Raw genomic sequence first — 21774 nt, 5'->3', positions numbered from 1 at the left:
ATAAGGGAGATCACAGCTACCATGTCTCAATTCGATAACGTATCGATCGTCAAGAAGGCTAACGTCTACTTCGACGGTAAAGTAACGAGCCGCGCTGTATTGTTCGCGGACGGCACCAAAAAAACACTCGGCATCATGCTGCCGGGCGACTATGAGTTTGGAACGGACTGCGTTGAAATCATGGAGATTTTGGCTGGCGATTTGAAAGTGCTGCTGCCTGGCGAAACAGAATGGCTGCACATTCAAGGCGAAGGCGAATTTACAGTGCCTGCGAACACAAAATTCAAGCTTCAGGTTGCTGAAGTATCGGATTACTGCTGCTCGTACATTTACGAGTAGAATTGCCTGCCAAGGCTAAGAAGATGGCTTTCCATAACGGCGATTATTCGCCGGGGGAGGCCTCTTTTTTTTGCCTGCTCATCATCCCATTGCTTATAAAAAAAGATGCCGCCGCAGGAAAGCCTTTACGAGGGCTAGCCTGCGGCGGCTTTTGTATGCAGACTATGTTGCAAAATTCGATTTTTCGTGACAACTATACGGTAAATCAAATTGATTTGGACTATGTAAATCGGATAAGGTTAAGAGAGAAAGAAGCGCGCATGCTTTAAGCCTTGGCGTTTACTTAGGAGGTTATGTTCTTGAAGGAAAAAAACGTTGGACCCTTGGTGGCGATCTTGTCACTGGTCCTAGTAGCGATCATAACGATTTTGTTCTTCTTGCCGGCATACGACGGGGAGATTGGCTTTGACGTTAAGATATTGCCGCTGCTTAATGCGATATTCAACTGTTTTACCTTTATCGCGCTGGTTGTTGCGCTAGTTGCGATCTTGAAGAAAAATGTACGTCTTCATCGTACATTCATCGGGGCTGCTTTTACATCGACGACGCTGTTTCTTGTTTCCTACGTCACTTATCATTACTTGACGGAATCAACGAAATACGGCGGAGAGGGCGCGCTGCGCTCGATTTATTTCTTCATTCTGCTTACGCATATTCTGCTAGCGATCGTTGTTGTGCCGCTTGCGTTGCTGTCTGCTGTCCGGGGCTTGCAAATGAAGGTGGACAAGCACCGCAAAATCGCGAGATGGACGATGCCGATCTGGCTGTACGTGAGCTTTACGGGCGTTGTCGTGTATCTGATGATTTCTCCTTATTATTGAGAAAAACAATGAAGGCCGCCTAGATCTTCCGGGCGGCTTTCATTGTTTATATAGACGTTAAACAGCCGCGCTTGCCCCTTCGAACGTGTGGAAGCCGTCTTGAAGCTTTGTTTGAATCTCCTTAAGAATGTCTACATCCTCGAAAGAGAATTTCCTTGTGTGCTGGCTGAGCATATTAAATAGGAGGCCTTACGAAAACCTAGGCTTTATCGCCAAGCTTGCGGCCAATCCATTGCTCATAGGCTTGAGCTACGCTGCACATATCAAGCTCGCCAAGTCCCATGGTGTCTCCGATCTGGAATTGGCTCTTCGCTGCTTCGAGCAATGGCGTTGGCACTTTCAAGCCGTCCGATAGGACGGAGCTAAGCTTCAAGTCCTTCAGCATCAGCTCAAGCGAGAATTGCACGTCATAATTGCCTTCCAGCAGCTTGGCGCCCTTGAGCTCGGCTGCCTTGCTTGCTGCGCCGCCCGATTGGACGAGCTCGATAAACGAAGCGCCGTCGATGCCGCCGCTTGCGGCAATCGCCATGCCTTCGGCCAATGCGACAACATTGATGCCAACGATCGTGTTATGCGCAAGCTTTGCCACGGAGCCGCTGCCGTTAGCGCCCATCGGAATGACCTTGCGTCCCATTGCAAGTAAAACATTTTCAGCTCCGCTAAGCGTATCTGCAGAACCTCCTACCATGAAAACAAGCGTCCCGCCTTCTGCTGCCGGCTTGCTGCCTGTTACCGGAGCATCGAGGAACGAGGCGCCAAGATCAGCCGCCGCCGCCGCAAGCTCCTTCGCCAAAGTCGGCGAGATTGTGCTGCTGTCAATGAGGGTTTGCCCGCTGCGTGTTCCTGCAAAGATGCCGTTCTCTCCCCAATAAACCTCGCGAATAGCCGAATCGTTGCTAATCATCGTAATAATAACATCCGAGGCTCGCGCTACGGCAGAGGGGCTGTCCAATTCTTTTGCGCCAAGGGCGGTAAGGGAGTCTGCCTTGCCTGGCGTGCGGTTATATACCGCCACCTCGAAGCCTTTGTTTAGTAAATTCGTTGCCATTCCAAGTCCCATAACGCCTAACCCGATAAATCCGATCTTTTTCATGAAGATTTCCTCCGCTCTGAATCGTTTTTTATTTAAGTATACAGATTTTTCATCAATAATTCATTGTTTGTTGCTTGTTTTTATAAGGTAAATCCGATATTGTAGATGCTAAGTTGAAAAGCATTATCAGAGTTGCATACTGAGAATTTTTTAGGAGGTTTATATTTACATGAGCAAAACAGTTCAGTTCGACTACAGCAAAGCGCTGACTTTTGTCGGCAAGCATGAAATTGATTACTTGGCGGAATCCGTTCGCCTCGCGCATGAGCAATTACATAACGGAACGGGAGCAGGCTCTGACTATTTGGGCTGGATCGACCTTCCGACTAACTATGATAAAGAAGAGTTCGCACGCATTCAGAAAGCAGCTGAGAAGATCAAATCAGATTCCGAGGTGCTGATCGTAATCGGTATCGGCGGTTCCTATTTAGGAGCTCGCGCGGCAATCGAAGCGCTGTCGCACTCGTTCTATAATATTTTGCCAAAAGAGCAGCGTAAAACGCCGCAGGTTTTGTTCGCCGGCAACAACATCAGCTCGACGTATGTGACGCACCTTCTGCAATTGGTTGAAGGCCGCGACTGGTCGATCAACGTCATCTCCAAATCAGGAACGACGACTGAGCCTGCCATCGCATTCCGCGTTTTCCGCGCAGCGCTTGAGAAAAAATACGGCAAAGAAGAAGCTCGCAAACGCATTTACGCGACAACGGACAGCGAGAAGGGCGCGCTTAAGAAGCTTTCCTCTGAAGAAGGCTACGAATCGTTCATCATTCCTGACGATGTTGGCGGACGCTACTCCGTTCTTACAGCGGTAGGCTTGCTGCCAATTGCAGCTGCAGGCATCAACATTGAATCCATTATGCAGGGCGCAGCGGATGCATCCAAGGAATACAGCAACCCTAATCTTGCTGAGAACGAGGCATACCAATATGCTGCAGCACGCAACGCGCTGTACCGCAAAGGCAAAGCGACTGAAATTCTCGTGAACTACGAGCCATCCCTTCACTTCGTATCCGAGTGGTGGAAACAGCTCTTCGGCGAAAGCGAAGGCAAGGATTATAAAGGTATTTTCCCGGCAGCGGTAGATTTCTCTACAGATTTGCACTCGATGGGTCAATTTATCCAAGAGGGCAACCGGAACATTTTCGAAACGGTCATTCAAGTAAATGAAGTGGCTGAACATATCACAATTGAGCATGACGCAGCGGATCTTGACGGCTTGAACTTCCTGACTGGCAAGACGATGGACTTCGTCAACAAGAAAGCGTTCGAAGGCACGCTTCTTGCGCATACGGACGGACAAGTTCCGAACCTGATCGTGAATATTGCCGACATGACGCCTTACACGTTCGGCTACCTTGTTTATTTCTTCGAAAAAGCATGCGGAATCAGCGGTTACCTGCTTGGCGTTAATCCATTCGACCAGCCGGGCGTTGAAGCTTACAAGAAGAACATGTTCGCATTGCTCGGCAAGCCGGGCTTCGAGAAAGAAAAAGCCGAGCTGGAAGCAAGGCTGTAATCAACCGGCTTGATCGGTATTCGGGAGTTTTAGCCTATGCTCGAGAAGTATAAGACGGTCAGGCAGCAAGCCAGTGCTGAGATCGTCATCAAGAAGTCCCGTTTTATCGGTTTTGCGAAGCCTGTGGAATCGGAAGAGGAAGCTGTTGCTTTCATCAATGAGATCAAGCAGCTGCACAAGCAGGCGACGCATAACTGCTCGGCTTATATGGTAGGAGAGCGGGACCAATTCCAGAAGGCTTCTGATGACGGAGAGCCAAGCGGTACGGCGGGCAAGCCGATTCTCGAGGTCATCAAGCATAAGGGGCTGAAAAATGTCGCCGTCGTCGTGACGCGGTATTTTGGCGGCATTATGCTTGGTGCGGGCGGTCTCGTCAGAGCGTACACGGACGGCGCGGTTGCGGGCATCGAAGCGGCAGATGAGATCGTCAATGTGCTTCATCGCGAAGTGTTCGTTGATGTGGACTATACGTGGTACGGCAAGCTGGAGAATGAGCTGCACGGCAAGGGAACGCGGGTAGGCGGGACGGATTTCACCGATCGCGTCATCGTGCGCTGCTTGCCGGAAGCGCCTGAGGCAGATGCGTTTATCGCTTGGATAACCGATCTGACACAAGGACAAGCGGTCATTACAGAAGGCGAAAATATTTATTATATTGAAGGCGAATAAGTAGAAGAGGAGCGTCAGCATAGGCTGATCTCCTCTTTTTTTTGTTTAATGGAATGTTTGCAAAGAATCGGTCATAAGAAAAGGCTATGAAAGTCATTAGATTTTCTAAATTTATGATTGACTTAATCCCAGTTTGGATGCTACATTATTAATACCTAGTAACTTAATAGGAATTATGTTAATACTTGTTTTGCTACACCTACGGCACGAGCCGATGGTCTGGAGGTAAAGTCACAGTGAATGCTATGTTTCGCGGGAAAGGTTGGAGCTTCGGCTTTCGAAGCGCCATACTGCTTTATTTTGTCATCCTTATTGTACTACCTATCTTCGGCATTTACACGCAATCATTCTCTCTTGGATGGGCCCCTTTCTGGGAAAGCATTTCTGATCCATTAGCTTGGAAAGCTGTGCTGCTTACGGTGAAATTGGCAGTGATCGCAACAGTTCTTAACATGTTCCTTGGTACGATGATCGGCTGGGTGCTCATTCGCTATCGCTTTCCCGGACGACGCTTGCTTAACAGTCTGGTTGACTTGCCTTTTGCACTGCCTACAGCGGTTGGCGGCCTTATGATTTTGCTGCTGCTTGGACCTAATAGTCTAGTAGGGGGCTTGGCAGAGAAGATCGGTATCGAGATTGTATTCCACGAGCCAGCAATTATCATAGCGATGCTGTTCGTTACGTTTCCTTTCGTCATTCGCGCTATTCAGCCGCTGCTGGAGGAAATGGACAAATCGGAGGAGGAAGCGGCTTATACGCTGGGCGCAACGCGCTCGAAGACGTTTTTTAGCGTAATATTGCCTACGATGCTTCCAGGAATTTTGAGCGGCGCCATGCTGGCCTTCTCCCGCGGAATTGCGGAATTCGGTGCGGTCGTGCTCGTAGCCGGCAACATTCCAGGCAAAACATTAATCGCTTCGGTTTATATTTTCGGAGAAATTGAAAGCAGTAATCCGCAAGGAGCGGCTGCCGTATCGGTGCTGCTGCTCACGCTATCCTTCCTCATCCTATGGACGGTTAACCTCATTCAAGGCAGGAGGAGCGGCCAATGATGAGAAGATTGTGGATTACGCTAACTTATATCGTATTTGGTTTATTGCTCGTCGCGCCGCTGGTCAAGATTTTTACTGGCTCATGGGCAGATGGCTGGAGCGGCTTCGTAGAAGGGATTACGAGACCTCAGTCGCTTCATGCGCTAATGATGACGGGAATTATTGTCGTAGTTGTAACCGCTTTGAATACGGTATTTGGCATTATGCTTGCGATGTATCTCGTTCGCGCCGAATGGATCGGACGGCGAATGAAGCGGCTGCTCAATAGCTTGGTTGATTTGCCGTTCGCAGTATCGCCGGTTATCGGCGGTTTGATGATCGTTCTTATTCTTGGCCCGAATACGGTAATCGGCACCATGTTCGAGGACGCAGGCTTTAAAATCGTATATGCGCTGCCGGGGATGATTCTCGCGACCTTGTTCGTGACGTTCCCGCTTATGGTGCGCGAGGTGATGCCCGTCCTTCAGGAAATCGGTGCGCAGCAAGAGGAAGCGGCGTCAACGCTTGGCGCCTACTCCTGGTATACGTTCTGGAAAGTAACTTGGCCTTCGATCCGTTGGGGCGTTATCTACGGCGTAGTGCTGACGGTAGCGCGGTCGCTCGGCGAATTCGGCGCGGTTCTCGTTGTGTCAGGCAATATTATGAATAAGACGCAAACCGCAACAACGCTCGTTTATCAGGATGTCGAAAATTTCAACGTGGTCGCCGCCAATGGCGTTGCACTAGTTCTTGCGGCATTTTCCGTCGGACTGCTGCTGCTAATGGAATGGGCGAAAAAACGAAAGGAAGTGCATTAAGCCATGCATATAGAAGTACGGAACTTAAACAAAAACTTTGGCGATTTTCATGCAGTGAAGGATGTCAGCTTTGAAATCGAAAAAGGTCATTTGATCGGCTTGCTCGGACCGAGCGGCGGCGGTAAAACGTCCATACTTCGTATGCTGGCGGGACTTGAGTCCCCTTCCTCGGGCGATATTATTTTCCACGGGAAGAGGGTCAACGACCTGCCCCCTCAGGAGCGAGGAATTGGCTTCGTGTTTCAAAACTATGCTTTGTTCAAGCATATGAACGTATATGACAACATTGCTTTCGGCCTCAAAGTGAAGAAGCAGTCAAAGGAGCAAATCCGCGAGCGCGTTATGTATTTGGTTGAGCTTACCGGCCTAAAAGGGTTTGAGCATCGTTATGCGCATCAGTTGTCCGGCGGACAACGCCAGCGCGTTGCCTTCGCCAGAGCGCTTGCGCCAGAGCCGCAGCTGCTGCTCCTCGATGAGCCGTTCGCAGCGATCGACGCAAAGATTCGTACGGAGCTTCGGACTTGGCTGAAGGAAATGATCGAACGCGTCGGCATTACATCCATCTTCGTTACGCATGACCAAGAGGAAGCGATCGAAGTAGCCGATGAAATTATGATTATAAGCAAGGGCAAGCTAGAGCAAAAGGGCAGCCCATGGGACATTTATAAAAATCCGGAAACGCCTTTTGTCGCGAGCTTTATTGGAGAATCTACGATTGTGGACAATTTCGCGCAGCTCAAAGGTTTTGAGGATGCGGCAAGCCGTCCCGGCACTAAAGCACTTATTCGTCCGGAATATATCGAGATCGGCAAGCCGGGAGAAATTAAGCTGGCTAGCGCTACGCTTCCTGGCAAAGTGAAGCATTTGCATTTCCGCGGCAGCGAGTGGATGGTGGAGCTGCTCGTTGGAGATACGAAGCTGATCACCTACCGTTCGCTTGAGAAGGAAGTGCTGCATCCAGGCGATCAAGTAAGCGTGCTTGTGCACCGTGCCTACTTGTTCAATGACAACGAGAGCTGGATTGCGGAAAATAAATTGAAGGTCGATCCGATGCCTATTCATATCTAACCAATACGCGATGTAGAAAGAGTTGTATGCGAACATGAAAATCAATCGAGCAACAAGTCAGCGCATGTTCGTACTGCTGCTTGCTGTGGTTATGCTGCTCGTTGCGGCAGGCTGCGGCAAGGATAAGCAAGCGAGCGAGCATGGAGCTGGGTCTACCGTACAAGACGGCGATGTAACACTTGTAATCGGTGCATATTCGGTAGTGAAGGACGCGTTCGCTGAGCTGCTGCCTGCATTCCAAGCCCATTGGCTGCAGGAGACAGGACAGAAGGTAGCTTTTCAGGAATCATACGAGGCTTCGGGCACGCAAGCACGCGCTATTGCAGGCGGCTTCGAGGCGGATGTAGCGATTCTAGCCATGGAAGGCGATCTGGACAAAATAGCCGACGCCGGCTTTATCACACATGATTGGAAGGCTCAGAGCAGTGGCGGGATGATTACGAACTCCATCGTTGTATTGGGAACAAGGTCCGGCAATCCGCTTGCAATCAAGGACTGGAATGATTTGACGCGCGATGGCGTTAAGGTGCTCTATCCAAATCCGAAGACATCCGGCGGTGCGCAGTGGGACATCAACGCTATTTACGGCGCTGGACTGAAGCAATCCGAGGAGAAGAGCGGCAAGAAGGATGAGGATTATGCGAAAAGCTTTCTAAAGTCGGTTCACGCTAACGTTGAGTCGCTTGACAAGAGCGGACGCGCATCGATGGCTGCCTTCGAATACGGCGTAGGCGATGTCATTGTGACTTATGAGAACGAGCTGCTTGCGCGAATAAAGAAGGGCGTCGATTACGACATTGTCATTCCGAAGAGTACGATTCTTATCGAGAATCCGGCAGCGATCGTCGATAAAAATGCTGACAAGCATGGCACCCGCAAGGTAGCGGAAGCTTTTATCGCCTATCTGCATAGCGAAGAAGCGCAGCGCTTGTTCGTCGAGCATGGCTTCCGCGCGGTTGACGAGAAGGTAGCTGCCGATACGAAGGACCGTTACACCGTGCCGGAGCAGCTATTTGATATTTCATACCTGGGCGGCTGGTCTGAGGTTAGAGCTAACCTTTATTCGAAGAAGGGCGTTTGGTATCAGGTATTGGCGGATATTTAAATGAACGATAAAAGCATAGCATATGAAACGTAGCGGAAAACCTCCGTTCCACGCGACTCCAAAAGCGAGTCAGGCGCATGGAACGGAGGTTTTTTTGCGCGTACAAAAGCTTCGCTCGCAAACAGCAGATGACGCTTCTGTCATATATATTGCATTCATTGATTAAAACTGGTTAATAATAGTGCACGACGAGGAAGCTATTGCAAGAAAAAAAGCAGCTGAATTTTACAGCATAAATAGAAAAAATATATGTTGCCGATTAAATGTTGTATAATGATAAAGCAAATTGCTATTATTTTTATTGTTAATATACTTTTGAATGAAGAAGGAGAGCTGCTAAACTTATGGCTAAACAAAATGATTTTATTTCTGGATGGTTCAATCATCGCAAAGTGCTGCTTGCATTACTGGATACCGTTCGTGATGAGCATCTACAATACAAGCCTTGGGAAAAAGCGATGTCGCTGTCCGGCCTAGTTCTCCATATCAATGGATCGATGGGCATGTTCGCGAATACGGTAAAGAATGGGGAATTCACGCCCCCAGCAGCACCAAAGCCGTTTGAGTCGATTGAAGAGCTGAAAGCAATCATACATGCCGATACAGAGGCTACGAAAGCGGTGCTTGAAGCACTCTCTGATGAGCAATTAGAGGGCATTGTTGAATTTAAAGGGTTGAAGATGACTGGAATCGCTTTTCTCGAGAACGGCAAGGATCATGAAATTCATCATAAAGGCCAATTGTTCACTTATCTTCGGTTGCTTGGAATCGAAGTGCTGCCGTTTTTCGTAAGCCGCTCTTAGGCTGCGATAAAATTTCAGAATTGGGATGAAGCGAAGATGGAAAAAATAATTAAAGTAGGGCTGGACGCGGCATTTCAAGCTTTTCTCGCACAGGAGGTCTTCATGCATAGTGAAGCGACCTCCTTCGTTTTTGTCCGAAATTTTAAGGTTAACCTGACCAATGCTTTTACAGCTGGAGATGGTCCATACCGGGTTGCTCTGCACTTTGACGGGATTGGCTGGCTGCGTATGGAAGGGCTTACCCATTTTGAAGTGACGGTGGATGGAAAGCTGCTGCTTGCCGGATTTGATGATAGAGGCAGGATGAACGTAGCTTTGCACTTAGGAAAGGAGCCGTTTCCGGAATGAATGGAGAAGCAGTGAAATCAAAGCGAAAACTGTTGGCCGTGTTTGCGCACCCGGATGACGAATCGTTTATTTGCGGCGGAACGCTGGCTAAGTACGCAAGCATGGGGGTTGAAATCACGCTCGTAAGCGCCACGCGGGGTGAAATGGGCCGCCGGATGGGCAATCCTCCTTACGTGAATAGAGAGTCTATGCCGGCCATACGGGAGCAAGAGCTGCGGAAAGCTTGTGAGGCGCTCGGCATCAAGCGGCTTATTTTTTTTGATATTCGTGACAAGATGGTTGAATTTTATAATTCGGAGAGTTTAATTGAAAAAATAGCCGTTCTCATGGATGAGATCAAGCCCGATGTGGTTCTTACATTTCATGAAAGATTTGGCGGGCATCCTGACCACTGTGCAATCGGAAAAGCAACGAATGAGGCTTTTCATCGCACGCGCCAGCAGGGATCTCTCTATTTCATCAGCTTTGGCGATGCCATGGAGAGTCCCGAGCGATATGGCTACACGAAGAAAGAAGTCGTCAAAATCGATGTTCGCCAGCATTTGGAAGCGAAGCTTGCTGCGTTCCGTGCGCATCGCTGTCAAACGGAAATGGACGAGTGGGTGTGGAAGCCGGATCGCGATGCATTGGCAAGGCTCGGCTCGCATGAATATTTTCTAGCTGGAAGTCAATTTCATTCGCTTGTTATTCATCATGATTTGTTTCAATCGCCTCGCGCGCTTTAAAAGGTCAACGTATTTCGTTCAAAGCAGCCGCTGCGAGTGTACTTAGCACCGCATTGTCCATGGGCGGGTTGTGAAGACCCGCTCGAACATCGCGGTAATACCGCTCCAGCGGCAATGTTTTGGACAAGCTTGCTCCGCCCACTATACGCATCGCAATATCGACCACTTTAATCGCATTATTCACGGCAACGTATTTGGCTAGCCCAAGCTCTGGCTTCAAGAATGGGCGGTTTTCGGGCTCCTGATCCCATCGGTCAGCCGCCGCGTACAGAAGACAACGGGCCGTTCGGAGCTCGGCTTCCATTTGTCCGATTGACTGCTGGATCATGGGAAGCTCGGCGATTGGGCTTTGAAGGTGGTTGGGGCGGTACGTTTTAGCAAAGTTAATGGCGAAATCACGCGCTGCCAATGCAATGCCTACATAGCAAGCAGGAATATGGAGCAGCCAACCGCCGCCATCGTCCACTCCTTTGCCGGTGAGACGGGAGTCATCGGAAGCGAAGACATCGTTTAATACGACATCATGGCTGCCGGTGCCTCGCATGCCAATCGTATCCCACGTTTCAATGATGCTTACCCGTTCGTTTTTGTATATTAGAAAATCTGCTGTCGTTTCTTCTTCTGGAATATAAGCCGTTACGACAAAACGATCGAGAATCGGAGAGAGGGTACTGAACGTTTTGCGTCCTGTAATGAGCCAGCCTCCGCCATCACGAATGGCAGTGGTTTCGGGCTTGCCGCCGCGACTCGGACTTCCAGAGGCCGCTTCACTGGCGAACGTATTAATCATAGCGCCTTCGGCAACGATCGCTTGGCACAGCTCGCCGAACAACCGATCCGGCCATTTGCGCGTCGTTCTAAGATGCAGCACTTGTCCGATATGCCAGCCGACAGCGAGTGCTGTCGAACCGTCCCCGTAAGCTAATCGCTCCTGCAGCGCTACTAATTCGTGAAGCGATGCTTCATCGCCCCCAAATTCGCTCGGAACTGTAAGCTTTAAGTAACCGGCGTCGCGGAGATCTGCAAAGTTTTCATGCGGAAAGGAACCTTCCCGGTCGTGTAAAGCCGCTCTTTCGGCAAAACGAGCAGCAAGCGCCTCTATTTTCTCGGCGCGCGCTCTTTCCTCATCATTACGTATATATTGATCGATTATCCGCCCCAATTATAAAACACTCCTTCAATAAACGTATAATTTACTTATCCGTATTTTACCATAACCAACGACTACGAGGTACAGTTTGAAAATGAACGCTCAACTCGCCTTAATGCTTTGCAAGACGGCGTGGTTACAATGGGGGATGTGGGTGTTCTGCGTTAAACGAAGCGGCTTAAAACGTAAAATCGTGCAGCGTGCCCCCTTTGTATGACCATCTGAATGCGATTTGATCGAAAATAGATCTAGAATCTAGACCTAAGTTTCGTAAATCAGCCCCATACACACAAATAAGTCTAGAAAATAGACCTAAGACTGCGAGTAACCCACCAAATGACCATCTGGATGCCATTTCATCGAAAATAGATCTAGAATCTAGATCTAAATTTCGCAAATCAGCCTCATTATCACAAATTAGTCTAGTAAATAGATCTAATGCTGCAAAAACCGCTTAAATGGGTAGCGTCAAGTAGTTTGTGTAGTAAGATTATCCATCAAGTCAGTGCATGTTATTTGTTGTTGAATTGCAGGGGGGCATAGCCCCTGCAAAGGTTCATTAAGATTTCTGTTGTGGGCCATAACGCTCGGTGTACATCTCTTCAAATACAGCCTTTGTATCCGGATCTACAAAACCGCGTATGGCTCTACCGCACCAATTTTCGTTGTAGTCCAGTGCTTGCAAGTAAATGATCTTCTCTGCAGCTTCAATGTTAGTCAGGCTGTTCATTGGCTTCAATCGTTTACGCAATTCCTTGTTCATCCGCTCAATCGGATTTGTGGTATAGATAGCAGGCCAGGTCAACGCCGGGATCTTGTAGAAAGCCAAAAGCGTTGGGAGCTGCATTTCCCAAGACTTTACCTCTTTCGGGTACTGTTTGCTCCATTTGTCTTTAAAACCGTCAAATACAGCCCGTGCGACGTTTCCGTCAATTGCCGTGTATACCTGTTTCAAGTCTTCTAGAAATTCGGTTTTATCCGACACACGGATTTTCGGGAAAGTAGCTCGTACCTTGTGAACTACGCAATGCTGGACATCGGCCTTCGGGTAGATTTCGCGAAACGCTTCTTCAAGGCCAGGCAAGCCGTCAAACACGCCAAGGAGTACGTCCGTAGCGCCACGATGCTTGAAGTCTTTTAGGACCTCCCGCCAGCCATTCGAGCTTTCGTGACCGCCGACATAAAAGCCAAGGATTTGGCGAGTACCCTTCTCGTCAATTCCCATAACCAAATAGACGGCCTCACTGCTCACCGAGTTACGCTTGAGTTTGACGTAAAGTCCATCCAAGTAGATGACCGAGTAGCGTTTCTCCAGCGGACGGTTCTGCCACTGCTCAATGTCCTCCATAACCGTCTGCGTAATATTGCTAATGGTAGTTGGTGAGTAGTGTGTGCCGAACATGCTTTCCACGAACTTGGCAACCTCGCGTGTGCTCATTCCGCCTTTGTACATGTGGATAATGGCTTCTTCCAGCCAACCTTCCCTGCGCTGATAAGGCTGGAATAATCGCGTTTGAAACGAACCTTTACGATCGCGAGGCACTTGGAGTTCATTGATCGTTCCGTATCGCGTTTGAAATGACCGCTTGTAGTGGCCATTGCGACTGTTGCGCTTGGCGGGCTGCTCCACCGTCAGGTAATTTTTAATTTCTTCACGCAGTAACAGCTCCAATTTTTCTTGAAGCAGTTTCGTTACAGTATTTTCAAGTAGATCATTGAACGCATTTTCGGGTATATTAGTCATCGAGTAGGGCTCCTTCTTGGTGATGTTAGCAATCCCGAGGATACCCTACTTTTTTATGTTTTGGAAAGACTCCAAAACTTGGTACACAACTAATTGTACGTCATCGAGCAACACACCAAATGACCATCTGATCGCCACGTCGTGAAAATGAAATTAATTTTTAAGTGTGGGGCTGCGTTATAGCAGCGCACTTGAGTGAATTTTTGAAGCGTATAATTAAAATAGAAATAGGACGGAGCAGTTTCGTACACCGCTCCGTCCAATTTTCAAGCAAGCAGACTATTCATTTTCATTTTACAATTAAAACATTGGGAACACGTAGCGCACTAAGAAGTACAATGCTCCGAAGAAGATGACGATGTAGGCAGCATATTTGATGAATGTAGAAGCTACCAAGCTTGAATCTGATTTTTTCTCTACATGACGTTCTTCGATTTCAAGATTTCGTTGACTGGTTGACATTTGAACCACTCCTTTAGTGAATTGGTTAATCTCCAATACCCTGTATAGAGAATGATGAATCAGTACGAGCCGTCTCAAGCAGCATATATCGAGCTTTTTCGATTATTGCTCGGGAAATAGTCGAACCTATGCCCGGCTACCGTAAATGACGAAACGGGATCGCCATTCCTGGAATGGAGTAATCGGCTTCGTGCCGCACTTGACGCAGGTGATCCGGCAGATGTAGAGGATGTGTGCAGGTTAAGTGCGGAAATAGAGTAAAAAGGCAGTCAGATAACATGATGAATACCTTGATAAAAATGGCTTGACATTGGAGGGCACTCCAATGTTAATTTGAATTCATGGAAAAACTTTATTCTATACAAGAGGTTTCACGAATGCTTGGGATCCCGAAGGATACGCTTCGATACTATGACCGAATTGGCATCGTATCGCCGTCTCGGGAAGACAATCGGTACCGCATGTATTCGAAGAACGACCTCATCGATCTGATGAATATTCAAATCATGCAGTATGCTGACTTTTCTCTTGACGAAATCAAGGGGAAGTTTGGGTTCCACAGGATGGAGAATGTAGACCCTGCTTATTGCCAGGAGGTTGTTGCGTTCCTCGATGAGAAGAATGCAGAAACACGCAAAAATGTCATTCCAAAGCGAGTGATCGAAGATCCGGTCTGCCTCATGGACGATCGTGTCGCTTCTGATCGTTCGATTGATGATCATTCTTGGCATAACGGCATTTCATGACGTTTCGGCACTTTCGGATACGTTAATAGATTCTATAGCCATCGTAATTTATGTCGCATTTATCATATTGGGCATAAGAATGAAGAAAAAAGAGGCCGGAGGTCAGTCGGGACCAGTCAAATAGGTTAGAGTGAATCAATGAAGCTTTACTCCCTACAGCATTGTAATCATTACGCTAAACGTGAAACGTTAGTTGAAAAGCACATGGATGAGCAGGCGCTGTGGTGGCCTGCTCATTTTATTAAGCAAACTTGCAGTTTAGTTATAACCATTCTATTCCTTGAAAATTATGGAAGCTATGGTACAATTCGAGGTAGGCAGTATTTTATAAGGGACATTGGGGGGATGCTTTAATGAATTCTCATATTCAACTCCGACAAATGCAAAGTGAAGATGTTGATGTCGTTTTCCAAGCACTTGATGACCACAAAATTGGGAAACCACTAGACTATATTAAGAGGTGCTGGGAAGAAAATAAATCTGGAGAACGGGTTACTCTTGTAGCCTTCTACGACGAGAAGTTTGCCGGATGGTTACATCTTTTATCTAAATCAAGTTATCCGTATTTCGAAGAAAAAGGCATTCCAGAGATCAACAACTTTGATGTAGTTCCCTCCTTACGCCGACTTGGCATCGGCAATGCATTGATGGATGCTATCGAGCAAGTTGCATTCAAAAAATTCGATATTGTTGGTATCGGTGTGGGACTCTTTTATGATTATGGAAATGCACAACGACTATACGCTAAGCGGGGCTACATCCCCGATGGAAGAGGAATAATAAATGAAGACAAGCAGGTGGAGCCTGGCAGTTATGTGCTAGTTGGACACGAGCTGGCTTTGTATTTGATTAAAGAGAAAAAAGGAAGCTCTTGATGGTGTTAAAAAAGGGACGTAAACACAGTAATGTGTTTGCGTCCTTATTGTTGTCTAAAGGTTTTTTTGGATTTAATAAATGACCGATTATAAATCATTCATGCTGGCGATCTCGGAATTAATATCGACGTATACTGCCATCGCTTCGCGCATGAATGCTGCCAGACCGTCACCAAACTGGTCGATGTTTTTAGTGAACCGTCCATCATCCACATACAGTTGCCCTAATCCATTGAAGGCTTCAAGCGAGTAGTAGTGGCCCTTGCTGTTCAAAAATTGATACCATTCACCAATTGCCGCTTGAGCTACTTCTGATTCAGGGGCGCAGTTCCGAATGGCCGCAATTTTTACGAAAATCGCAACCATTTCTTCAGACATTCCTGCTTGTTCTTCCTTAGACAGGCTTTCAATTGAAGCGTTAGCCTTGTCGACGGCCTCATCCCCCCAACGTTCCCGTGCTTCCTGTTCATAAGGGTTATGGCTGAAATCAAAGCCTTCAAATTTCTCTTTGTTTGACATTTGAATCTCTCCTTTCGTGTGCCGGATTGTCTTATCAATCGTCGCTATCATATTATCGAGGCGGGCACGTTTATCGAGCAGCATCTTTTGATGCAATTCCAATGCTTCCAGTCGATCGAATGACGGATCGTTGATAATCTCACTAATTCTTTTTAGCGGCAGGCCAATTTCTCTAAAGAACAGGATTTGTTGCAGCATCTCGAGATTGGTGTCGGAGTATAGGCGATAACCGGCGTCTGTTACCTGAGCGGGTGATAACAATCCAATTTCATCAAAATGATGCAGCGTACGTACGCTAATACCGACCAAATCTGCTACTTCTTTTACTCTCAACGGTTATGACCTCCTTCAACACCGATTATAGAGTATCACGCGACGTGAGAGTCAACACCAAGATTTCATCCAGTCAGTGGAAAACACGAAAATGTTGGGACGCTAAAGGAGAGTAAATTGAGTTATCTATTAGCAATAATAATAGCTTACTAAAGTTGAGAAACCATAAAAAAATTAGTAAACTATAGTTATTGAAGGGGGAGAGTAAAAATGGCCGATTTGGCAGCTAAGATTGAAATAGGAATTAGTACATTTTTGGAAACAACACCGGACCTGGTGACGGGAGAGGTCATCAGCCATGCTGAACGGCTGCGCCATGCGGTTGAGGAGATCGTGCTCGCCGATCAGGTGGGCCTGGATGTTTATGGAATCGGGGAGCACCATCGTGCAGATTATGCAGGCACCTCGCCTGCTGTCGTACTGGCAGCGGCGGCTGCTATGACGAAGAAGATTAGACTTACGAGTGCCGTTACCGTATTGTCCTCAGACGATCCTGTTCGCGTCTATCAAGCTTTTTCCACGCTTGACGGCATCTCTAACGGACGTGCTGAAATTATGGCGGGCAGGGGTTCGTTTATTGAATCCTTTCCACTCTTCGGATACAGCCTGGATGATTATGAAGAGCTATTCGATGAGAAGCTGGAGCTGCTTCTTGCGATTAGAGCTTCGGAGAAGGTAACTTGGCGCGGCGGTCACCGCCCAGCAATCGATAACCTTGCTGTTTATCCAAGGTCCGTTCAGAGCCCGCTGCCGGTCTGGATTGCAAGCGGCGGGAATGCACAGTCGGCAATTCGGGCAGGAACGCTTGGCCTTCCGATCGCCTTCGCCATCATCGGCGGAATGCCTGAGAGCTTCGCACCGTTAGTTGCTCTCTATAAGGAAGCGGCTGCACGTGCCGGACATGATCCGAACAAGCTGGAAATTGCAACGCATTCGCATGGATTTGTCGGCGATACAACGGAGCAGGCGGCTGATTTATTTTTCCCTTCAACGCAGGCTCAAATGAACGTCATCGGGCGTGAGCGCGGCTGGAGACAGCATTACGATCGTTTAGCATATGATTCCGCTCGCAGTCTGCGAGGCGCTCTCTATGTCGGAGATCCTGAATATGTCGCGGAAAAAATTGTTTTGCTGCGCAAAAATTTAGGAATAACCCGTTTCTTCCTGCATGTCAATGTCGGCACGATGCCGCACCGTGAGGTGCTGCGCGCCATCGAGCTTCTCGGCACCAAAGTTGCGCCGATTGTTCGTAAGGAGCTTGCCCGAAACGAGGCATAGACTGAGGCGAGGTGCGATTAGTAACATGAAATGTGTGGCCGCAAGCTGGCTGCGCATTTTTTTGTATATAAGGAAAAATTCTACTTTTCTATTAGCAGGATGATGGTAATATAGAAAGAGAGCGATCATTTTTTTGAAAAGGTTTCGTTAGATTTTTGTCATCAATGGCATCTCACATATATAGAAGCTGTTTTTCTATTTTCAGCGCGATGAAGTAAAGCCGTAAATACGTGAATAGGGAGCGATTAACCGTCATGATCATTGAAACCAAAATGATTGAAAAGCCGGCTTTTATCGTTGTAGGCATTACCGATTCGATTCAATTTGATTCGTCGCTGCCGCCATCGGAGAACAAAATTGCTAAGCTGTGGGGCGTATTCGGGAAGCGTATTCCAGAAATAGCGGGTCAGCTCGGCTGGCGCAGCTTTGGTCTTATGCTGCAAAACCCGGATAACCCGCCTGGTGCGCCGTTCGAGTACACAGCCGCTGTACAGGTCAATCCAGGCAGCGACATTCCAGACGGTATGATTCGTTTCGAAGTGCCGGCTGCGCGCTATATCGTGCTGACTCTTCGCGGCGAGCTTGATTGCATCAGCGAAGGTTTTAGTTATTTCTGGGGTGAATGGCTGCCTAACAGTTCATATGAATATGACGGAGGCAGCCGCACTGGCAAATATGAATTCGAGTTTTATGACCAGCGTTACACGCAGCCGGACGATCCGAATTCCGAGATTGATCTGTATTTCCCTATTCGCGCTAAATCTTGATGGAGGGAGCAGTTTATCATGCGAGAGACAATAGCGATTGAGCTAGTCGAAGAGGCGCCATTCCCTTTGATTTTACGATGCTGTACCCCGTACGGGAGAAATTGCAAGTCAGACAAATACAGCTAGAATGCGCTACAGAGTTTAATCTAAAGCAGGTTTCAAGGCTGTCGGTTTACCGACAGCCTTACCTGTGTTTACATGTTTCATCAGCCGTTCAGGAATAGATGTGATTCGATTTGATCGGATTTGCAAATTTGTAAAATCGTCCCTCTTATCGCTCGAACGACTAAATTTTGAATGTAAGGTTCTATTTTTTGGCGCCCTGAATATAGTAGTTAACGAAGCCCTATTGTTGCAGGTCTGCCGTAATGATTGCAAAACAATAGAATAGGGCAGCAGGAGGCATAAAAGTTGAACGAGGCACGGAAGCAGATTCAGATGAACGAAGAGAAAAGCTATAGCAGCAGGGACGTACTGTATGAGATTGAACAAACGATCGAGGAGCTGGAAATTTATTTAGAAGCAAATCCGGATGATGAGATCGCACAGGTGCAGTATCAGCAATTTTTAAACAAACGGGAGAACTTTACGCTTTTTTTGTCGGAAGCAGGCAATGGGATTTATTATTCCGAAATGCAGGCATAACCAAATAGAGTGAATCGGTCTTGATGTTTACGATTTGCCAAATAGGTCTAAAAGATGCTGGGAGCAGGCAACTGTTTCCCGGCATTTTTTTGTGCAAATAAGCAGCTAATGAGTCAAACGTACTAAAAACGACAACCTTCTACGAATAATTTAGATCAGACAGAAGCAATAGCATAGGAGAGAAATGATGAAGATCAATCAAGCTTTTCGTATGAAAAAGATAAATGTAAAACGACTGCTGCTCATAGGTGCAGCCATGTTCATTGTCGCCTTGCTTGGCGGATGGGCGGTTTTTCGCTATTTTGTAAGCGTGCAGGATATTGGGCAGCTTGAGGTGCCGCTGCCAGCAGCCACGATTTTGTACGACCAAAATGGAACGGAAGCGACCCGTATTTCATTCAATAAAATTGAAGAAATCAAGTATGATGACATGCCAAAGCATATGGTGGATGCGGTTGTTGCGGTAGAGGACAGACGCTATTTCGAACATGATGGGATGGATATGCGAGCGATCGGGCGCGCTTTTTGGACAAATTTTACATCGGGCGGCACGGTTCAAGGCGGCAGTACAATTACGCAGCAGCTGGCCAAAAACGTCTTTCTGTCACATGAGCGGACTTGGTCACGGAAGTGGAATGAGGTGCTTCTCGCGAAGAAGATTGAGGAGAACTATAACAAACAGGAAATTATAGAGATGTACCTCAATCAGATTTACTACGGCGAAGGAGCTTGGGGAATCGATAGGGCGTCGAATACTTATTTTGGCAAGCAGCCTAAGCAGCTTACAGTAGCGGAAGCAGCTCTGCTCGCAGGCTTAATTAAGGCACCTTCCGCGCTTACTCCTTATAAGCATTTGGATAAAGCGCTTGAGAGAAGGAATGTTGTCCTTCAGCTCATGAAGGATCAAGCATTGATTAGCGAGGAAGTATACAATAAGGCCATTCGTGAACCGATTCAGCTTTTAAGCTCAAAGCCTAATCGTGTAGACGACATCAGCTATCCTTATTATGTCGATCAAATCATCCGTGAGGCTATGTCGCAATATGGATTATCGGAAAATGAGGTGCTGCAGGGCGGGCTTCGCATTTATACGGAGTTGGATACGAAAATGCAGCAGTCGGCGGAACAGGTTTATGCGACGGAGTCACTGTTCCCGGATAGTGCAGCAGATCAGCTTATCCAAAGCGGCGCTGTCCTCGTTGATCCTCGTGATGGCGGCATTCGGGCGCTAGTCGGAGGAAGAGGGGAGCAGCCGTTCCGCGGCTTCAATCGGGCGACGCAGCTAAAGCGCCAGCCCGGCTCAACGATCAAGCCCATAGCAGTCTATACGCCTGCACTAGAGCTTGGCTATAAGCCAAGCGACGAGCTTGTGGATGAGCCGATAAACATTAACGGTTATGAGCCGCAGAACGCAGACGGATCCTTTCATGGCGAAGTGTCGCTGTATGAAGCATTAATTAACTCTTATAATATACCAGCTGTGAAGCTGTTGAATGAGATGGGGATCGAGAAAGGAATCGATGCGGCAACGCGTTTCGGCATTCCTTTGACGGAGCAGGATCGCACGCTGGGACTTGCGCTTGGCGGTCTCCACGATGGCGTATCGCCGCTTAACATGGCCGAAGCCTTCGGCGTATTCGCGAATGATGGCGTTCGCCAAAATGCGCATGCCATTTCGCGTATCGAGTCGGCTGACGGGGAAGTGCTGGCTGTATTTGAACAGAGTTCGGGCAGTAAGAAAGTAACGGATTCTAACATAGCACGCACGATGACCGCTATGCTGGAGGGAGTCATAAAGGAAGGAACAGGTGTGGCTGCAAGGCTGCAGGATCGCCCGCTTGCCGGCAAGTCAGGTACGACACAAATGCTCGGAACGACAGGCTATGGGGCGAAGGATAATTGGTTTGTCGGATACACGCCTCAGCTTGTAGGCGCTGTTTGGCTGGGCTACGATCAGAGCGACAGCAGCCATTATTTGTCGACAAGCTCCAAGGCCGCAGCTGTCGTATTCCAGGCTATGTTCGCTGGAGCATTAATGGATGAGCCGGTCATCCCTTTTCCAAAGGCTCCTGATCTTTTTCCGAAGAAGAAGGACAAGGACAAGAAAAAGGAATCGGATAAGGATCGTGACCGAAAAAAGGAAAGGGAAGACAAGAAGGATCGGAAAGAAAGAGAAAAGGATAAAAAGAGAGATAGAGATAAAGACGATGATAGAGATAAAGACGATGATAGAGGAAAGGGGCGTAACAAGAGGGAAGACAATGATTAAAGTACGGTTCGGAAAATAGAGCAGAGGGGAGGTGAAGCCTCGAAATGCGCTGGCAGCCATTTCGAGCGTTCACCTCCTCTTGTTTATGCCCGCCCAGTGCCGTTATTTCCCTTTGGCTACGATGAACCCGACCAGAACGATAGCAAGACCGGTCCATGTGCGCCAATTTGGCGATTCCCGCAAAAAGATAAACCCCATCAGCAGCGAAATGAACATTTCCAATCCCTTCGAAGCAAGCAGCACATACCCAAAATTCCCAATTGCTTTGTACCCCAGCTTTATCCCGTAGCCAATGCAGAGATTCGCGCAAAGGAACAATGGCAATGCCAATAGCTGAAACTTTAGCGTAGACCAAAACTGCGGATCGATATGCTTGCTTTGATAAGAGAAAACAACATTTACAATGAGCAGCCCAGTCAACAGCAGCGAAGAGCTATAAATATAATACAAGGTGACCTCCAAATTTTTTTGTCCTCTACAAATAATGTTTCCATCAGCCAACACTTTTATGAAAAAATAGCTTGCTGCGATACGCAATAAAAGGCTTTAATTTCTTGATGTACGAATAGATAACGTTTTGGCGAAAGGATTAGGGATCGCATATGGTGTTTTTTTGACAATTCGTATATGCTAGTTTTAAATGAAGG

General features: G+C 47.7%; 23 protein-coding genes and 2 pseudogenes. 19 read left to right on the top strand and 6 right to left on the bottom strand.

All coding sequences use genetic code 11. The features are described from left to right. Positions 1 to 21: 21 nt before the first annotated feature. From ppnP to AC1TPC_RS13270, 3 genes are read left to right on the top strand one after another with little or no spacing between them, the layout of a single operon-like run. On the top strand, positions 22 to 339 hold the full coding sequence (gene ppnP, locus AC1TPC_RS13280) for a pyrimidine/purine nucleoside phosphorylase (protein ID WP_482067316.1): 318 nt from the start codon (positions 22 to 24) through the stop codon (positions 337 to 339). 2 nt (positions 340 to 341) lie between these two features. Continuing rightward, positions 342 to 608 (top strand): hypothetical protein, encoded by a 267-nt coding sequence (locus AC1TPC_RS13275; RefSeq protein WP_482067315.1) that lies wholly within the window; start codon positions 342 to 344, stop codon positions 606 to 608. Between the two features lie 24 nt (positions 609 to 632). Continuing rightward, positions 633 to 1160, top strand: coding sequence for a DUF420 domain-containing protein (locus tag AC1TPC_RS13270; RefSeq protein ID WP_482067314.1), 528 nt, complete (start codon positions 633 to 635; stop codon positions 1158 to 1160). A 199-nt stretch (positions 1161 to 1359) separates the two neighbouring features. Here the strand turns inward: AC1TPC_RS13270 and AC1TPC_RS13265 are convergent, their stop codons facing one another. Continuing rightward, the gene (locus tag AC1TPC_RS13265; RefSeq protein WP_482067402.1) at positions 1360 to 2310 is read right to left on the bottom strand and encodes an NAD(P)-dependent oxidoreductase; all 951 of its coding nucleotides are present in this window, start codon (positions 2308 to 2310) and stop codon (positions 1360 to 1362) included. A gap of 112 nt (positions 2311 to 2422) precedes the next feature. Between AC1TPC_RS13265 and AC1TPC_RS13260 the strand changes: the two genes are divergently transcribed. The 9 genes from AC1TPC_RS13260 to AC1TPC_RS13220 all read left to right on the top strand — a co-directional run bounded on the left by AC1TPC_RS13260 (position 2423) and on the right by AC1TPC_RS13220 (position 10339). Beyond that, on the top strand, positions 2423 to 3772 hold the full coding sequence (locus tag AC1TPC_RS13260) for a glucose-6-phosphate isomerase (RefSeq protein WP_482067313.1): 1350 nt from the start codon (positions 2423 to 2425) through the stop codon (positions 3770 to 3772). Positions 3773 to 3808: 36 nt separating this feature from the next. Then, entirely contained in the window at positions 3809 to 4441 is a 633-nt protein-coding gene (locus tag AC1TPC_RS13255; RefSeq protein ID WP_482067312.1) for a YigZ family protein, read from the top strand. 245 nt (positions 4442 to 4686) lie between these two features. Continuing rightward, positions 4687 to 5493, top strand: a complete 807-nt coding sequence (cysT, locus tag AC1TPC_RS13250; protein WP_482067401.1) for a sulfate ABC transporter permease subunit CysT — start codon at positions 4687 to 4689, stop codon at positions 5491 to 5493. Continuing rightward, positions 5493 to 6290 (top strand): sulfate ABC transporter permease, encoded by a 798-nt coding sequence (locus AC1TPC_RS13245; protein WP_482067400.1) that lies wholly within the window; start codon positions 5493 to 5495, stop codon positions 6288 to 6290. Before cysT ends, AC1TPC_RS13245 begins: the two co-directional genes overlap by 1 nt. A 3-nt stretch (positions 6291 to 6293) precedes the next feature. Beyond that, a complete protein-coding gene (locus tag AC1TPC_RS13240; protein ID WP_482067311.1) occupies positions 6294 to 7358 on the top strand; it encodes a sulfate/molybdate ABC transporter ATP-binding protein in 1065 nt (354 codons plus the stop codon). A 34-nt stretch (positions 7359 to 7392) separates the two neighbouring features. Then, a complete protein-coding gene (locus AC1TPC_RS13235; RefSeq protein WP_482067310.1) occupies positions 7393 to 8463 on the top strand; it encodes a sulfate ABC transporter substrate-binding protein in 1071 nt (356 codons plus the stop codon). Positions 8464 to 8807: 344 nt separating this feature from the next. Further along, complete coding sequence (locus AC1TPC_RS13230) at positions 8808 to 9266, top strand: DinB family protein (protein WP_482067309.1); 459 nt, start codon at positions 8808 to 8810, stop codon at positions 9264 to 9266. Between the two features lie 36 nt (positions 9267 to 9302). Continuing rightward, positions 9303 to 9614, top strand: a complete 312-nt coding sequence (locus AC1TPC_RS13225) for a DUF1806 family protein (RefSeq protein WP_482067308.1) — start codon at positions 9303 to 9305, stop codon at positions 9612 to 9614. Then, positions 9611 to 10339 carry a PIG-L family deacetylase gene (locus tag AC1TPC_RS13220; protein ID WP_482067307.1) on the top strand — a complete coding sequence of 243 codons (729 nt, stop codon included), beginning with the start codon at positions 9611 to 9613 and terminating at the stop codon, positions 10337 to 10339. The genes AC1TPC_RS13225 and AC1TPC_RS13220 overlap by 4 nt, the downstream gene beginning before the upstream one ends. 4 nt (positions 10340 to 10343) lie before the next feature. Here AC1TPC_RS13220 and AC1TPC_RS13215 read toward each other — a convergent pair whose 3' ends face one another. The 3 genes from AC1TPC_RS13215 to AC1TPC_RS13205 all read right to left on the bottom strand — a co-directional run bounded on the left by AC1TPC_RS13215 (position 10344) and on the right by AC1TPC_RS13205 (position 13695). Continuing rightward, entirely contained in the window at positions 10344 to 11501 is a 1158-nt protein-coding gene (locus AC1TPC_RS13215) for an acyl-CoA dehydrogenase family protein (RefSeq protein WP_482067306.1), read from the bottom strand. A 547-nt stretch (positions 11502 to 12048) separates the two neighbouring features. Next, complete coding sequence (locus AC1TPC_RS13210) at positions 12049 to 13233, bottom strand: IS256 family transposase (RefSeq protein ID WP_482067305.1); 1185 nt, start codon at positions 13231 to 13233, stop codon at positions 12049 to 12051. Between the two features lie 300 nt (positions 13234 to 13533). Continuing rightward, positions 13534 to 13695 (bottom strand): hypothetical protein, encoded by a 162-nt coding sequence (locus AC1TPC_RS13205; protein WP_482067304.1) that lies wholly within the window; start codon positions 13693 to 13695, stop codon positions 13534 to 13536. A 341-nt stretch (positions 13696 to 14036) separates the two neighbouring features. On the opposite strand from AC1TPC_RS13205, the pseudogene AC1TPC_RS13200 reads away from it, so the two are divergent. The 3 genes and pseudogenes from AC1TPC_RS13200 to AC1TPC_RS13190 form a co-directional block, all read left to right on the top strand. Further along, a pseudogene (locus tag AC1TPC_RS13200) lies at positions 14037 to 14180 on the top strand (MerR family transcriptional regulator); the annotation flags it as partial. A gap of 154 nt (positions 14181 to 14334) precedes the next feature. Then, positions 14335 to 14565, top strand: a pseudogene (locus AC1TPC_RS13195) (hypothetical protein); the annotation flags it as partial. A gap of 229 nt (positions 14566 to 14794) precedes the next feature. Then, entirely contained in the window at positions 14795 to 15316 is a 522-nt protein-coding gene (locus AC1TPC_RS13190) for a GNAT family N-acetyltransferase (RefSeq protein WP_482067303.1), read from the top strand. A gap of 87 nt (positions 15317 to 15403) precedes the next feature. Here the strand turns inward: AC1TPC_RS13190 and AC1TPC_RS13185 are convergent, their stop codons facing one another. Then, positions 15404 to 16168 carry a MerR family transcriptional regulator gene (locus AC1TPC_RS13185; protein WP_482067302.1) on the bottom strand — a complete coding sequence of 255 codons (765 nt, stop codon included), beginning with the start codon at positions 16166 to 16168 and terminating at the stop codon, positions 15404 to 15406. Positions 16169 to 16378: 210 nt separating this feature from the next. Here AC1TPC_RS13185 and AC1TPC_RS13180 point away from each other — a divergent pair, with 210 nt between their 5' ends. The 4 genes from AC1TPC_RS13180 to AC1TPC_RS13165 all read left to right on the top strand — a co-directional run bounded on the left by AC1TPC_RS13180 (position 16379) and on the right by AC1TPC_RS13165 (position 21127). Beyond that, positions 16379 to 17446: an LLM class flavin-dependent oxidoreductase gene (locus tag AC1TPC_RS13180; protein WP_482067301.1), complete on the top strand. Its 1068-nt coding sequence runs from the start codon at positions 16379 to 16381 to the stop codon at positions 17444 to 17446. Positions 17447 to 17700: 254 nt separating this feature from the next. Beyond that, positions 17701 to 18213: a GyrI-like domain-containing protein gene (locus AC1TPC_RS13175; RefSeq protein WP_482067300.1), complete on the top strand. Its 513-nt coding sequence runs from the start codon at positions 17701 to 17703 to the stop codon at positions 18211 to 18213. A 411-nt stretch (positions 18214 to 18624) separates the two neighbouring features. Continuing rightward, complete coding sequence (locus AC1TPC_RS13170; protein ID WP_482067299.1) at positions 18625 to 18858, top strand: hypothetical protein; 234 nt, start codon at positions 18625 to 18627, stop codon at positions 18856 to 18858. A gap of 184 nt (positions 18859 to 19042) precedes the next feature. Continuing rightward, positions 19043 to 21127 (top strand): transglycosylase domain-containing protein, encoded by a 2085-nt coding sequence (locus AC1TPC_RS13165; protein ID WP_482067298.1) that lies wholly within the window; start codon positions 19043 to 19045, stop codon positions 21125 to 21127. 102 nt (positions 21128 to 21229) lie between these two features. Here the strand turns inward: AC1TPC_RS13165 and AC1TPC_RS13160 are convergent, their stop codons facing one another. After that, the gene (locus tag AC1TPC_RS13160) at positions 21230 to 21577 is read right to left on the bottom strand and encodes a hypothetical protein (protein WP_482067297.1); all 348 of its coding nucleotides are present in this window, start codon (positions 21575 to 21577) and stop codon (positions 21230 to 21232) included. Positions 21578 to 21774 lie beyond the last annotated feature (197 nt).

The sequence above is a fragment of the Paenibacillus sp. Y280 genome (assembly GCF_056786335.1).
Note: the sequence above shows the minus strand (reverse complement) of the source record. Positions and strands in the feature narration are given on the sequence as shown.

What these genes read in the sequence shown, in the direction of transcription:
- AC1TPC_RS13190 (WP_482067303.1), top strand. Translation starts at nt 14,795, where the DNA reads ATGAATTCTCATATTCAACTCCGACAAATGCAAAGTGAAGATGTTGAT.
- AC1TPC_RS13180 (WP_482067301.1), top strand. Translation starts at nt 16,379, where the DNA reads ATGGCCGATTTGGCAGCTAAGATTGAAATAGGAATTAGTACATTTTTG.
- AC1TPC_RS13260 (WP_482067313.1), top strand. Translation starts at nt 2,423, where the DNA reads ATGAGCAAAACAGTTCAGTTCGACTACAGCAAAGCGCTGACTTTTGTC.
- AC1TPC_RS13165 (WP_482067298.1), top strand. Translation starts at nt 19,043, where the DNA reads ATGATGAAGATCAATCAAGCTTTTCGTATGAAAAAGATAAATGTAAAA.
- AC1TPC_RS13270 (WP_482067314.1), top strand. Translation starts at nt 633, where the DNA reads ATGTTCTTGAAGGAAAAAAACGTTGGACCCTTGGTGGCGATCTTGTCA.
- AC1TPC_RS13205 (WP_482067304.1), bottom strand. Translation starts at nt 13,695, where the DNA reads ATGTCAACCAGTCAACGAAATCTTGAAATCGAAGAACGTCATGTAGAG.
- AC1TPC_RS13225 (WP_482067308.1), top strand. Translation starts at nt 9,303, where the DNA reads ATGGAAAAAATAATTAAAGTAGGGCTGGACGCGGCATTTCAAGCTTTT.
- AC1TPC_RS13210 (WP_482067305.1), bottom strand. Translation starts at nt 13,233, where the DNA reads ATGACTAATATACCCGAAAATGCGTTCAATGATCTACTTGAAAATACT.
- AC1TPC_RS13240 (WP_482067311.1), top strand. Translation starts at nt 6,294, where the DNA reads ATGCATATAGAAGTACGGAACTTAAACAAAAACTTTGGCGATTTTCAT.
- AC1TPC_RS13235 (WP_482067310.1), top strand. Translation starts at nt 7,393, where the DNA reads ATGAAAATCAATCGAGCAACAAGTCAGCGCATGTTCGTACTGCTGCTT.
- AC1TPC_RS13230 (WP_482067309.1), top strand. Translation starts at nt 8,808, where the DNA reads ATGGCTAAACAAAATGATTTTATTTCTGGATGGTTCAATCATCGCAAA.
- AC1TPC_RS13175 (WP_482067300.1), top strand. Translation starts at nt 17,701, where the DNA reads ATGATCATTGAAACCAAAATGATTGAAAAGCCGGCTTTTATCGTTGTA.
- ppnP (WP_482067316.1), top strand. Translation starts at nt 22, where the DNA reads ATGTCTCAATTCGATAACGTATCGATCGTCAAGAAGGCTAACGTCTAC.
- AC1TPC_RS13245 (WP_482067400.1), top strand. Translation starts at nt 5,493, where the DNA reads ATGAGAAGATTGTGGATTACGCTAACTTATATCGTATTTGGTTTATTG.
- AC1TPC_RS13255 (WP_482067312.1), top strand. Translation starts at nt 3,809, where the DNA reads ATGCTCGAGAAGTATAAGACGGTCAGGCAGCAAGCCAGTGCTGAGATC.
- AC1TPC_RS13220 (WP_482067307.1), top strand. Translation starts at nt 9,611, where the DNA reads ATGAATGGAGAAGCAGTGAAATCAAAGCGAAAACTGTTGGCCGTGTTT.
- cysT (WP_482067401.1), top strand. Translation starts at nt 4,687, where the DNA reads ATGTTTCGCGGGAAAGGTTGGAGCTTCGGCTTTCGAAGCGCCATACTG.